The following is a 12,900-nucleotide window of genomic DNA, read 5'->3' on the forward strand; positions in this document are numbered from 1 at the left end:
TGCGCTACGCGAGTCAGCACCCGGACAAGGGCTCGTACGCGATCTCGAACGCGCAGGATATTCCACGTGGGCGCGTTCGCGGGTGGGTCGACGACGATGGAATGCCGGACGCCGCTCGCGGAATCGAAACCGCTCGCGAGCTGGGCTGGTTGGATGCAACCTATCGCGACGATGCCTTTCTCGCGCTCAACACGCTCGTCGCGAACGTCTTTTCTGGCGGTTCGATCGCAACCGAGACGTACACGCCTTCCTTTGCGCTGAACCATCGCGACCACCGATCCCACGTGATCGACGCGCTGGAGATGGCCGGCCTCGAGCACGAGTTCTACCACGAGGAGTCCGAAGAGCGAGCAACAGAGGTCCGTCCGACCACGGGAGGGACGGTTCTCGGAAGGACGCTTGCGGTCCTCGGTGCGCCAGTCGGACCGAAAACCGAAATTGACGATTTGACTCTCCCCTCGTACTTAGCGGAAGCGCCGTCTGAAGTGCGTGAATTCTTTGTACTCGCCTATCTCGCGAATCGTGCAATCCATCATCGCGACAAGGAGACGGTGCAGATCCAGGAGGAGCGACCCAAATCCTACCGAGAAGAACTGGCTGCGCTTATCGAAGACACTGCGAACGAATCGGTGACCGTTGGGCCGAAGCAGGTGACGATCCCGGTTGCTGCTGCACGCTCGCTTGGGCTTCAGCCGCGGTATCAACAACCACACGAATCGTCTGAATAAATCACGTCTCAACTGCTACGGTTCCGGCTCGAGTTCGTCGGCCTCGAGGTCTCCGTTCAGATACGCGCGCCCGCGGTCGGTGATCTGGTAGAGTCCTTCGTCGACGCGATCGACGAGATCGGCGTCGTGCAATTTTCCGAGTCGCGTGCTCAGATAGTGTCGCGAGTAGTCGGTGTTGACCGCCAGCACTCGCGGAGAGAGGATTAGCTCGCTATCTGAGAGGGTCTCGAGAATGCGGTCGTCTGCCTGCGTCATCCACGAAACCCTCGGTCTTCGCATACAGGAAGGTGCGAGACAACCATTTTATCAATACTGGTTACTGTGATCGGTAGCAACATTCGATTCACTGTAGATTAACGTACGGTCGGTTAATTATAAGTAGGTACGATGTTTCGGTGTCGGTGACGGAAGCCAGACGGACCCGCCGCTGCCCGGTCGGGTCCCTGGAAGAACGCGGACCCGGTGTTAGGGGCACCGGCCCGCCTGGCCTCCGTACCTAAACTACGGAAGCATGCAATCGCTCGACGTAACGGGGGATAAACTCCCCGATCGACAGTATCGATTAGACTCCGGCCCACAGCCCACGGCCTGGTCAATCCGGACCCGAACCACTTCCGGAAACGGAATCGGAAAGTATCGGAAATCGGAAGACGTACGCGAGAGGCTTCAACAGCCACGAATTTCACGAAACCCCGATTTATCGGAAGAATCGGAAACGGCCCTGCAACGGCTAAGTATCAGTGGTCCTTTCGATCAGATCTACCGACGGACAGCGACCGTGCGCGCCCCCAGGTACCAACTAACGGCGCGCACGGTGAGTCCGCGGTCCCACAGACGTGAGACCATGACAAACCAGACACCCGATCACGGTAAGCGTATCGCATTTTCAGATCACAGCGGCGCGTGCGGAGTGCGTCGATGAGTCGGCGACGCCGCCGTCCGGACCCGGAAGACTTCACTCCTCGAGAAGCGGTTCGCCGGTACCTCCGTCGACGCGAAGCGGACTCCACCGAAGGGAGCCTCCACGGCTGGGAGTACCGACTGAAGCTGTGGGTCGAGTGGTGTGAGTCGGTCGGCATCGAGACCGTTGGCGATCTTCGTCCGTACGATATGGACGAATACTACGAGATTCGTGCATCCGATGTCGCCCCGGCCACGCTCGAGGGCGAGATGTGGACGCTACGGAAAGTCGCCGAGTTCCTGGAAGACATCGGTGCCGGCCAAGATGGGCTCGCTGACGCGGTCCGTATCCCCGATCTCGACCCGGAAGACCGATCGAACGATACGAAACTGCACACCGACGATGCGGCTGCACTGCTCCGGTTCTACCGGAACAGCGAGACAAAGTACGGAACGCGTGCGCACGCGTTTCTGGAACTCGCGTGGTACACCGGTGCACGACAGGGCGGGCTCCGTGCGCTCGATCTCCGCGATGTCGAGCTGGGCGACGATCCGTACGTTGACTTTCGCCACCGGCCCGATACCGGAACGCCGCTGAAGAACAAACTCGGCGGTGAACGGCCGGTCGCGCTCACTCGAGAGACCGCGCACGTCGTCAAAGAGTACCTGCGGAATCACCGGTACGACGTTCACGACGATCATGGCAGGCAACCGCTGCTCGCGAGTGCGCAAGGCCGTCCGGGAAAGAACACGCTCCGCGTCTGGAGCTATCTCGCGACGCTGCCGTGCCGATACGGCCCCTGTCCGCACGGAAAGGAGCAGGAGGCCTGTGAGTACACCGACTACGCGCACGCGAGCAAGTGTCCCTCGAGCCGGTCACCGCACCAGATCCGAACCGGGACGGTCACCTGGCTGTTGAACCGCGGCTGGCCGCCCGAGGACGTTGCAGAGCGAGTCAACGCGACGGTGAAGACGATCGAACAGCACTACGACAAAGCCGATCCCGAGGAGCGACGGCGACGCCTTCGCGAGCGCATGGAGAAGCGGCGTCGATCGCTCGTCGAGCAGCTGGATTTCCACCAATGAGACAGAGCAACACAGTTACGACGATTTCGCACAGTGAGCAACCCAAGGGTACGCAGTTTGCGGGTAGTTCCCCGCTGCGCCGGCCCATCTCCCCCACCAAACAACGACGGCGAGCGAAGCGAGCCGTTCGGACCGAGGCAAAAGAAACCAAGCAGACCCGAGCAGACGAGGCGCGCACAACGGAGCGCGCACGTCTCGGCAAGTTCGCAATCTGTGCCCATCCCCTGGATATCTCCTCGCTCCCTGCGTCCTCTGACAGGTAGCGGCCGCTTCGGAGAGTCGTCTGCTGACGGTCGCACCGTGGCTGTCCGTCGCCACTCAATCCGCGACTCCTGTCGAGCCACGTCACCGATCGGTTCCGCCGCGTCTTCGGTAGAAATCGTGATTCCAAGCGCGCAGGGTACTCGAGTACCACGTCCAAGTACCACACAGCCACAACGAGGAATCTCGACACACGAGCTATCGACGCAGACCGTATCCGGGTGGCCTATTCTGCGGTCGTCCGATCCGGTGAGGGATCATCGTCGCCGTCGCTCTCTCTGCCAGGTTCGGTTTCGATCGCTGCTTGGTCGCCGTCGCCGTCCGCATCATTGACCGCTGCTCGGTCGCCGTCATCATCCCCATCATCGACCAGCACGAAGTCGGTCGATCCACACGGGCAGCCATCACTGCCGATCATTTGAATATCGCCGTCCGGCCACCGTCGGGCCGCATAGACGGAGTCACAGTTCGCACATTTAGCTAACTCTCTGGAAACATCGTCTCGATTCGCCATCGGTTTCGACCGTGTAGTAGCAATATCTCCCGAATTAGCGTTTCTATTTCCAAATCTGTCGTCCCACTGGAAGAACCGCCCCTATCCGATTCGGTGTGGGCTGCTCTCTGGGACGAGACGGTGTCACCAACCGCTGCGAGACCGGGAAACCGCCACCCCTCATAGCGGGTGTGACACAGCTGCGACACAAGCCGTACTCGAGTTCACCCTCGGAGTTACCGCTTGCTTGTCTCCTTCCAGTCGCCGGTTTCGACGCCGTGAATCTCGCCTTTTGCACGCCGCTCTGCCGGCCAGGCTGCGATGAGCACCACGGCGAGGTAGAACAGCGCCAGCCCGGTTGCGACGGCGATTCCGGGAACGCCCGGCAACTCCGCGGCTTCGGTCCACTGTGCTTCGGGCGTAAAGAGTGTCACCTTGCTGAGCCAGGCGACGCCAACGATGGCGAACAGGAGCGCATATACCCGCCGAACCCGTCGCGAGAGCGCTTCGAAGAACGACACCTTGAACGTCGGTCGTCGGAGGTCCTCGCCGACTGCCTCGCGCCAGCGGGGGTGTTCCGCACCGGCGGGATCGAACGCGTTCGCGAAGACGTTCTCCTGCAGTAGCCGCACGCGAGCGCGCCACACGTCGTAGAATCTGTAGCGACGCACCTCGAAGAAGAGGAACATCGAGAGCAAGAGCAGGCCGACGAGCAGCAGGTACGCTGGCATGTCCGCACTCGAGAAGACCAGCGAGAGCAGCGCGGCGATCAGGGTGATCGCCCAGTCAGTGGTGCGGTCGAGTCGGTCCTGTGCGCTGCTGGCCTGGCTGACCTCGCCGCGGTAGAAGTGGGGGACCATCGCGAGGAAGTCGTCGGGATCGGTGGCAGCGGCCGCGCCGATCTCTTCGTCCTCGGTGTCGAGTGTGTCGTTGTGTCTGTGCCGGTCCATGCTGGTCGTACGTCACCGACGGCTATAGCCTCGCAGCCGTCGAGAGCCAGAAAATCGCCTGATCGGACAGTTCTGGTCCGGGAACGCTCGTTGGCCCCGGAACAGACAACAGAAGCGATGTGGTCAGCGGTTCGGCGGCGAGCCGGACAGCGGGTCAATGGTGTCGTCATCGCGTTCCGACCTGTTGCGCTCGCTGCTGGTTCGTGCCGAGTCGCGTGTTCGTTCCCGGTCGCTGTTCGGCTCTTGTCCATCTCGCTCGTCTCGGCCATCTCGCTCGTCTCGTCCGTCGTAATCGACAGCCGTCTCGAACCGATCGAGCGTCTGCGAGAGCGCGGCGGCCTGGTCTGCAAGCGAGTCGACGCTGTCGGTAACCTCGGTGAGCGAGGCCGTCTGCTCTTCCGCCGCGGCCGAGACGTTGCTGGCCTCTGCGGCCGACTCCTCGCTGCTGGTCGCAACTTCGTCGACGGCAGTGACGACCTCCTCGGTCGAGGACGCCTGGGCGTCCGTCGCCGCGGAAATCTCCGTGACGCCGTCGTTGGTGTCCTCGGCGAACGAAGCGATCTCAGTGAGCGACTCGACCGCTGGCTGTACTGCCTCGGTCCCCTCCTCGACTCGTTCGCTCGTCTCCTCGACGACGCTGACCGATTCGTCGGTCTTCTCGCGGATCTCTTCGATCCGGTCGTCGATCTCGGCGGCTGCCTCCTTCGCGTCCCCAGAGAGCGCCTTGATCTCCTGGGCGACCATATCGAAGCCACCCGCCTCACCACCCTCACCCGCTCTCGTCGCCTCGATACTCGCGTTCAGCGCGAGCAGGTTCGTCTGATCCGCAACACCCGAAATGGCGTCGACGAGTTCGGTGATCTCCTCGACCTCGTTCTCGAGTGACCGGATCGTTTCGACGGCGTGGTCCGCCTTCGTCTCGACCGCGGCCATCTCCTCAATCGCGGCAGTTGCGGCCTCACGGCCCTCGCGACTGGACTCGACGGTGCGCTCGGCGACGGTCGAAACCTCCGTCGCGGTGGAGGCGATCTCCTCGGTCGTCGCCGAGAGATCGGACATTTCGGCATCGACCGTCTGCAACTGGTCGCTCTGGCGCGCGGAGGCGTCCGAAATCTCCTGGACGGAGTCGGCGACCTGCTCGCTCGCGCGCTGGACCTCCGTACTCGAGGCGCTGACCTGCTCGCTCGCCGCGGCGACGTCCGTCGCGAACTGCTTGACGTCATCGACGGTGGACTCGAGTTCCTCGAGCATCGCGTTGAACTCGGCACCGATCTCTTGCATCTGCTCGTTGTCGGTGTCGACGTCGGCGCGGACGGTGAGGTCGCCGTCTGCGGCGGCGCGCATGGTCTGGCTGTACTGGTCTGCGGCCCACTGGAGTTCGTCGGTTACCTCGGCCAGCCGCTCGCGTTCGGCTTCGGCGTCCTCCTGTGCCGCTTCGGCGTCGGCTTTCGCCGCCTCGGCGGCCTCCTGTGCGGCTTCCGCATCAGCCTGTGCCTCGCGGGCTTCGGTGATCCGCGTCTCGAGTGCGCCGCTCATCTCGTCGAACGACTGGTAGAGCTGGCCGACCTCATCGATACGGCTCGTCGAGAGGTCGACGTCGAGGTCGCCGGCCTCCATGCGTTCGGCGCGGTTGCGGAGGTCCTCGAGCGGGGTAACGGTCTGGCGGGCGAGGAAGAAGCCGCCGACCAGCAGGGACAGAAGCCCGGTACCGATCACGGAGAGCAGGGTCCAGCCGACAGCATTGCTCGCGGCAAAGGCCTGTGCTGCTGGAACGGTGGTCACCGCGACCCAGTCGTTGTCGGCGGTTGCGCCGTAGCCGATGACGAGGCCGGCGTCGTCGTCACGTTCGAACGCGGTGCCCTCGCGGACGAGACCGAGTGATTCGACGATTTCATCGTCCGGCTCGCCGGCGAGTTCGTCGCTTGCGAGCACGGTGTCGCCGTCGGTGTTGAGGATCATCGTCTCCTGGTCTTCGTGGAGCTGTCTGAGCCCGTCCACGCGGTAGTCGATCGTCCCGACGACGACGGCGATTCGCGCTTCGTCGCCCTCGATCGGGCTGGCGAACGCGATCACCTGGTCGTCGAGCGACGTGGACTCGTAGGCTGTTGGCGAGTACCAGACGTCGTTTGCGGCCGTCAGGTCGACGCCGGGTTCGATCTCGGTCCACGGTTCGTCGACGGCACCGAGCGATTCGCCGCGCAGTTCGCCGTTGGTGCTGGTCAGGACTGCGTCGTCGTTCGTATCGACGACGTGCACTGCCCGAACGTCGACCGGGAGTTTCGCCTGTTCTTCGACGACGTACGCCTCGGCGGTCTCTGCGTCGGTACCCGCGAGAGCCGACGCCGAGGAGAGCGATCGCGTATGCGATTCCATCGCGATCGTCCACTCGTTGATCGAGTCCGCGTGCATGTCGACCGTCGCAGTGAGTTGCTGCTCGGCGTCGGATTCGACGGTCCGCTCGGCGTCGACGTAGCCGATCGCCCCGACGGCCGAGATAATCACGAGGATGAGGAGGATCGAGATGATGAACTTTGCACGGTAGCTCCCCCGAATCATCGTGGGAACCGCTGACCGAATTCGCTGTCTGACGCCACCGCTGTCGGCTGTTACTGGTGGCTCGTTTGCGGGGGCCGTCCCGTTCTCGCCCGCTGCTTCGTTGCTCGTCGGCGTCTCGTCAGCCGACGTATCAGCCGTCATTGTGCCACCCCCTCTGGCTCGTGTTCCGACAGGGGGTTGACGCTGTCCTCGCCGAACGTGAAGTACTCGTAGGTGATCGACCCACCATCGCCGCTCTCGTCGAACTCGATTTCACCGGACGCACCGCGGTATCGGATCGGCTCACCGGCAGCGGCGAGTTCGAGCCCGTCGGCGAGTTCGCCCGGCTGGATCTCTGTGCCGTCGCCGGTCGTCACCTCGATCATCTGCGATCGAATCGCCGCACCGTCGTTCTCACCTGCAGCGGCGTTCGCGAGCAAGATCGTCGCGGCCGCATCGTAGGAGTTCGCCGTGAATATCGCCGGATCTGCCCCGAACTCATCCCGATACATCCGAGCGAACGTCCCCTGCCCAGGCCCCGATGAAACCGGTGCAGTGCCGTAAATATCGGAGAACGAGGCGTCCACACCCTGTGGAATCGAGTCCTCCTGCAGTCCGTCGCTGACGAAGACAATCTCGTCGCCGGCATGCCCGTCATAGTAGTCCGAAAGCAGGCCGACTCCGTCCTCCATGTAGGAGACGAGAAACAGGATATCCGGCTCGCCCGAGAGCGCTTCAGCGATCGGCTCGTCGAAGGACTCGCTCCCCTCGTCGAACGACACCTGTCGTTGAATCTCGCCGTCGAACGACGCCGAGAACGCACCAGAGAGCTGCCGTCCGTAGTCACCCGCGGTATACAGCGTTGCTGCCGTCTCCGCATCGTGTTCGGCGACTGCAAGCTGTGCTGCGACGACCGCCTGCATCGAGTCATCCGGTGCGGTCCGGAACGAAAAGCCGCGGTCGTTGAGAATACCGACCGTCGGCGACGTACTCGCTGGCGAACAGGAGACGACCTCCGCTGGAATCGTCGCCTGCTGTGTCATCTGCAGCGTCACGTCCGACCCCGCTGCGCCGACGACTGCCGGATAGCCGTCCTCGATCAGGTCAGCGACCGCGTCGACGGCTGCCGTTGGCGTCGTTTCCGAGTCGACACCCTCGTACTCGATTGTCACATCGAGTTCCGACTCTTCGAGTTCAGCGATCGGTAGTGTCGTCGCGTTCTCGAGTGCCCCACCGACTGCACCGAGGCCGCCCGACTGTGGGAGCACGCCGCCGTAACGCAGCGTTCGCTCGGACAGTGCAGGCCGGCCATCGCCGTCGGTGTCGCCGATGAGTCCGTCTGACAGACAGCCGGCGGTTGCGACCAGTGTCGCTCCCGCCGCTGTCGACAACAGGTCTCGTCGTCCAATTCGCTGCCGTTCACGCATCGATATCCCCCGGAAGCACCCGATTGCCCCTTGCCATCCAATCCATGGCTATGTGTCCAATTTTCAGAGTTTCAACGTTGTGGCCATCTTCTGATTCGTTGACGGCTCTGTCGACACACCATCTGTCGAGGGCCACTGGCTGTCAATACGCGCCTGAAAATCGGGTGTCTTCCCTTCCTCAGAGATCGCGAAGTCGAATCCCGTCGTCGACGAGTCGTGCGTTTCGCTCCCGGTCGATATGATCCGCGAGGTCATCGTGTTCGTACAACTGGGCAACGACATCCGCGTACAGCGTCCGCCAGGCAATCGCGTAGATCGGTGACTGGCCCCACGCGCGAAGCTCCGGTACCAGGTCGTCGTAGGTCTCATAGCGCGCTTCGAACCGGTCGATCACGTCGAGCAGTTGGGCGGCCGCCGCCCGGTCGTCTTCGGCGGATTCGATTATCTCGTTTACTTGCTGTTCCCAACCGCCGACAGCCCGCTGCATATCGGATGCAGCAACGTCGTCGTCGGCCGGTAATCGCTCGAGCAACGGTTTCGGAACACCCAGTTCGATCTCCTCCATACCTCGGTGTCTGTCAGCAACCCTCAAGAAACTGTAGGCCACGCCGCGAACAGCACCTCGTCGACGTACTCTCCGTCGATCCGATAGTGCTCCGCCCGCTCGCCCTCTCGATCCCACTCCGAGAGGAACGCAATCGCCTCCGTACTCGTCGCTGGCACCCCCTGTACCAGCTTTCGGTACCCCGCCTCGCCCGCCCACTCGAGTCCGTACTCGAGGAGCGCCTGGCCGATGCCCTGTCGTCGGTGGTCTGGGTCGACGCCGACGGTTACCTCGGCTGTGTGCGAGCGGGACTCGAGTGCGGGGGTGTCGAGGTGGAGCCAGCCGACGAGTTGGTGGTCATCGTGACTGGTGGCGGGGGTGTCGGTGTCGGTGTCGATGTCATCACTGCCGGTGTCTGCGTCGATGTCGTCACTGTCGGCGTCTCCGTTACTATCGTCACCAGTGGCCGCTGCATCGGTGTCGAGCACGGCAACAAAACAGATCCGAGACGCTGCGCCGTCTTCGGTGCCGTTCACGCGAACCAGCGCTGGCGCACGTTCGAGTCGCGTCGCAAGGTCGGCAGCGACCACATAACTGCCATCGGCTGCGACAGTGCGCATCATCTCGAAGAGAGCCGTCCGATCGCGTTCCCGTGCGCGCCGGATTCGAAGTCGCCCCGCGTCGGTCTCTCGTTCCGTCGGTGCACCGGGGAGTGAGACCCGAAGGGTTCCCTCGCGCTCGGTGAGCCACCCTTCGGCTACCAGGTTGTCGAGACACGTCGCCAGTTCGGTCGGCGACAACGCCGCCTCCTGCGTGTATCGACCGGAGCGCGCCGGCTTCGAGTGGGTCGGTCCTGCATCGATCCGAACCGATCGCAGCACCTCCGTACGTGTTGCCGTTCCGTGTCGCTCGACGAACTCGTAGACCGCACGTTGACGGTCGTCGTCGAACGATGGGGTCGCGTCGCTTTGCATACCTGCTGGCCCACCGAGCGGGCGTATGAGTGTGCGGGTTGCAGACGAAACCTGCGCGTCTCGGTTCGTGAGTAGTACCTCCTGATCGCTACTCACCAGGTGCTCGTCCAGAGACGCCGGTACCGCTTCGTTGACCGATCCTCCCCGAGATCAGCGCAGGTACTCGAGTTACCGAGCAGCTAATCGCCACTATTGGGTTCTATATACCGGCATATGATTCATTGGAACGGTTTCGCTTGCGCACACCCAAAAGACACCCTTCTGTCGGTAGTCGTCAGCCACGCTCCGAGAGCACGCTCTGCCCGCACGTGCCTGAAATCGAACCTCGAGTTCGTGGCTACCAAAGAGCCGGTACTCGAGTCCCAACCTACTGCAGCTGTCGATATCGGTCCTGCCGGTGGGTGACTCGTGAATGGTAGGCCCGGTCCCGTTTCTAACACCCCAAAACGATATTTGATCACTGGTTGCCCGGTTCAGGGCCGTGTCGGCCCAGTCTGTTGTGACGGTGTGACGCGACCTTCGGATCGTGGCAGATACCAGCGTCTGTTTGTAAACCGGGTATTGTGGGGACCCATTTGACACCGAAATACGGGGGGTTTCAGGCTTCGAACTGGGTATCGAATCAGCTCGATCAGGGGGGTGCTTCGTTTGCACCCGATTTCGTGCGTGGCTGTGGAGAACGTGTTCGGGTATCGAGTGTGGATGGTCTGGGCGAGGGTTCCCACTATCGGTAACACAGAATTGTATTGCTGACCGAGATTGTTTCCACTGTGGTAACGACCGCGACCAGTGCACACTCATCGCACGCTCGCTTGCGGGTCACTTCGGTCTCCCCCTTATCTGGCCCCACTCATTTCGCTCACGACCCACACGCTGTTGCTCGTTCGCTTTTCTGCGGCTCGGAACGAACGAAGTGAGTGAGGAACCACACTCGTCTCGAACTGTACCACTCCGAAATCGCTCGTTCGTCGTCCGACCGGCGTGCAGTGACTCCCACTGTCTCCTCTGCACTGGGGTCACGGCTTGCGTTGTTTGAGGGTGCGACCGTACGATGTGTACGCCGACCTGCCTGCTCATCGTCGGATTCATTGTGAACTCTGCGAACGAGTCGCGCCAGGGATGACCGCTGCGTGGTGTCTGGTCGGTAACCAGTGGCCAGTGTCTCGCCACCGCGAGATCACCACGAACTGATTGACTAACTGGCAGTCTATTCTGATTCTTGCTCGACGAGCGCCGGCAGGCTGTCCGGTTGTAGCCACGTCCTGCACGACACCGGTGTAACGTTCTCCGGCTACCGAACAGCGGACCTTTATACCACATAACGATATACAGAATCGGGTTGAGACAGTCATCTGCACCGACCACTTATTGTGATTGGTAAGCAACCCTGTCTGTGTGATCGTCGACGACCGTGTGCTGCGCGAGGACTTCGTTCCCAGCGAAGTCGTTCACCGCCACGACGAGGTCAACCTCCTCTCCGAGTCCCTGGAACCGCTGCTTGCCGGTCACCGAACCGACCCGGCGTTCCTGTTCGGACCCACCGGCGTCGGCAAGACCTGTCTCGCTCGCTATACGCTCGCTCAACTGCAAGCACAGGACCCCGACGTGCGCGTTGCCTACGTCAACTGTTGGCAGGAGTACACGCGCTTTCGGGTACTGTACAGCCTTCTCGAGGCAATCGACCAGACGACGTCGATCCATCGGTCGACGCCGAAGGACGAACTGTTCGGCCGCCTCGACGACGCAGGCGACCGACCGCTCGTCGCCGTCCTCGATGAGGTCGACCAACTTGAGGAGACCGCTGTTCTCTACGACCTCCACCGGCTCCCACACGTCTCGCTCGTGCTGATCGCTAACCGGGAGGAGGAACTGTTTGCGAGTTTCGACGACCGGGTCCGATCGCGGCTCCACGCCGGGACCCGCGTTCAGTTCGATCGGTACGGAACGGACGAACTCGTTGCTATCCTTCGCGAGCGCGCGATACAGGGACTGGAGCCAAACGCGGTCCGGACCGAGCAGTTGCGGACGATTGCTGAGGCGGCCTCGGGGGACGCTCGCGTCGGCATTGGTATCCTGCGCTCAGCAGCGCGACGTGCCGAACAGGCTGGCGACGAGCAGGTAACCACCGCGATGATCGACGCTGCGATTCCGGATGCGCGGACGGCGATCCGACAAAAGACGGTCGAAGGGCTGCTCGAACACCAGCGGGTGCTGTACGACGTGATCAACGATGCCGGTGAAATCGAGCCAGGGACGCTCTACGAACGGTACGAACAGCGAGTCGAGGAGCCAAAGACGACTCGGACACTGCGGAATCATCTAACGAAGATGGTCCATTACGACCTGATCGAATCGGTCGGGAAACACCGAGGGCGGCGGTATCGATTGGTTGCCGACGAATCCAACGAGTCCGACCAGTCTGGCGAGAACTCGTAAGCTATCGGAGCCGCTGCAAGTCATTGTACTCCTGATCGTGCGACGGCAGCGCGGTTCGACGAGAGTGCGGTTTGGAGCGAGCGCGGTTCTCACTCACTTCGTTCGTTCCGAACCGCGGACGTGCGATCAGTGTGTAACTGGTGCAGTCGTTCCTCTAGCCCGGTACACTGACCGCTTCAGAACTCCCGTTTCTGTCTCTTTTGACGAATAGTGGCTCAAAACTATCTGACATTCAGAAGAGTCAGCCGATACGAGGTGTGAACACTACATTTATCCCTTCTAGTCGACTTTGCGGTAGTACGAGATGGCCGCTTTTCCCTGGCCGTGGTCGAACGACGATACACGCGTCCGTCCCGGTCACACTTCAGCGCTGCCTCCTAGTCCCTACTGTCGTCGAACATCCGTCTTTGACCCGACTACAGTCTGCCGTTCTCCCGTCTGGTTCCAATCGGCCGGGCACCACCGTTCCTGCTTTCCACTCTCTCTTACTTGCGAATCCCTCCAGATGTCGTCACCGGCCCGTACCACAACTCCGCGATGCGACCCCACTGACACACCCACCCAGC

The 12,900-nt window shown here is 62.1% G+C and carries 10 protein-coding genes; 3 read left to right on the forward strand and 7 right to left on the reverse strand.

The genetic code is table 11. The features are described from left to right. A partial coding sequence (locus BBD46_RS15430; protein WP_071402590.1) for a hypothetical protein occupies nt 1-728 on the forward strand: 728 nt, incomplete at its 5' end. A gap of 15 nt (nt 729-743) precedes the next feature. Here BBD46_RS15430 and BBD46_RS15435 read toward each other — a convergent pair. Continuing rightward, nucleotides 744-983 carry a MarR family transcriptional regulator gene (locus tag BBD46_RS15435; RefSeq protein WP_071402591.1) on the reverse strand — a complete coding sequence of 80 codons (240 nt, stop codon included), beginning with the start codon at nt 981-983 and terminating at the stop codon, nt 744-746. 663 nt (nt 984-1,646) lie between these two features. On the opposite strand from BBD46_RS15435, the gene BBD46_RS15440 reads away from it, so the two are divergent. Beyond that, nucleotides 1,647-2,714 (forward strand): tyrosine-type recombinase/integrase, encoded by a 1,068-nt coding sequence (locus BBD46_RS15440; RefSeq protein WP_071402592.1) that lies wholly within the window; start codon nt 1,647-1,649, stop codon nt 2,712-2,714. 487 nt (nt 2,715-3,201) lie between these two features. Here the strand turns inward: BBD46_RS15440 and BBD46_RS15445 are convergent, their stop codons facing one another. From BBD46_RS15445 to BBD46_RS15470, 6 genes are all read right to left on the reverse strand, one after another. Then, nucleotides 3,202-3,393 (reverse strand): hypothetical protein, encoded by a 192-nt coding sequence (locus BBD46_RS15445; protein ID WP_253184579.1) that lies wholly within the window; start codon nt 3,391-3,393, stop codon nt 3,202-3,204. Nucleotides 3,394-3,704: 311 nt separating this feature from the next. Then, nucleotides 3,705-4,418 carry a DUF2270 domain-containing protein gene (locus BBD46_RS15450; protein ID WP_071402594.1) on the reverse strand — a complete coding sequence of 238 codons (714 nt, stop codon included), beginning with the start codon at nt 4,416-4,418 and terminating at the stop codon, nt 3,705-3,707. 123 nt (nt 4,419-4,541) lie between these two features. After that, the gene (locus BBD46_RS15455; protein ID WP_071402595.1) at nt 4,542-7,115 is read right to left on the reverse strand and encodes a methyl-accepting chemotaxis protein; all 2,574 of its coding nucleotides are present in this window, start codon (nt 7,113-7,115) and stop codon (nt 4,542-4,544) included. Further along, nucleotides 7,112-8,380: an ABC transporter substrate-binding protein gene (locus BBD46_RS15460; protein ID WP_171908218.1), complete on the reverse strand. Its 1,269-nt coding sequence runs from the start codon at nt 8,378-8,380 to the stop codon at nt 7,112-7,114. Before BBD46_RS15460 ends, BBD46_RS15455 begins: the two co-directional genes overlap by 4 nt. Before the next feature lie 178 nt (nt 8,381-8,558). Next, the gene (locus tag BBD46_RS15465) at nt 8,559-8,945 is read right to left on the reverse strand and encodes a hypothetical protein (protein WP_071402596.1); all 387 of its coding nucleotides are present in this window, start codon (nt 8,943-8,945) and stop codon (nt 8,559-8,561) included. A 23-nt stretch (nt 8,946-8,968) separates the two neighbouring features. Beyond that, nucleotides 8,969-9,898 carry a GNAT family N-acetyltransferase gene (locus BBD46_RS15470; protein ID WP_071402597.1) on the reverse strand — a complete coding sequence of 310 codons (930 nt, stop codon included), beginning with the start codon at nt 9,896-9,898 and terminating at the stop codon, nt 8,969-8,971. Between the two features lie 1,395 nt (nt 9,899-11,293). Here BBD46_RS15470 and BBD46_RS15475 point away from each other — a divergent pair. Then, nucleotides 11,294-12,334 (forward strand): Cdc6/Cdc18 family protein, encoded by a 1,041-nt coding sequence (locus tag BBD46_RS15475; RefSeq protein ID WP_071402598.1) that lies wholly within the window; start codon nt 11,294-11,296, stop codon nt 12,332-12,334. Nucleotides 12,335-12,900: the final 566 nt, after the last annotated feature.

Origin of the sequence: Natrialba sp. SSL1, assembly GCF_001861355.1 — an archaeon.
In the GTDB taxonomy this organism is placed as follows: Archaea; Halobacteriota; Halobacteria; order Halobacteriales; family Natrialbaceae; genus Natrialba.

Excerpts from the sequence above, each read along its gene's own strand:
- BBD46_RS15435 (WP_071402591.1), bottom strand. The coding sequence starts at position 983 with ATGACGCAGGCAGACGACCGCATTCTCGAGACCCTCTCAGATAGCGAG.
- BBD46_RS15440 (WP_071402592.1), top strand. The coding sequence starts at position 1,647 with ATGAGTCGGCGACGCCGCCGTCCGGACCCGGAAGACTTCACTCCTCGA.
- BBD46_RS15445 (WP_253184579.1), bottom strand. The coding sequence starts at position 3,393 with ATGATCGGCAGTGATGGCTGCCCGTGTGGATCGACCGACTTCGTGCTG.
- BBD46_RS15450 (WP_071402594.1), bottom strand. The coding sequence starts at position 4,418 with ATGGACCGGCACAGACACAACGACACACTCGACACCGAGGACGAAGAG.
- BBD46_RS15455 (WP_071402595.1), bottom strand. The coding sequence starts at position 7,115 with ATGACGGCTGATACGTCGGCTGACGAGACGCCGACGAGCAACGAAGCA.
- BBD46_RS15460 (WP_171908218.1), bottom strand. The coding sequence starts at position 8,380 with ATGCGTGAACGGCAGCGAATTGGACGACGAGACCTGTTGTCGACAGCG.
- BBD46_RS15465 (WP_071402596.1), bottom strand. The coding sequence starts at position 8,945 with ATGGAGGAGATCGAACTGGGTGTTCCGAAACCGTTGCTCGAGCGATTA.
- BBD46_RS15470 (WP_071402597.1), bottom strand. The coding sequence starts at position 9,898 with ATGCAAAGCGACGCGACCCCATCGTTCGACGACGACCGTCAACGTGCG.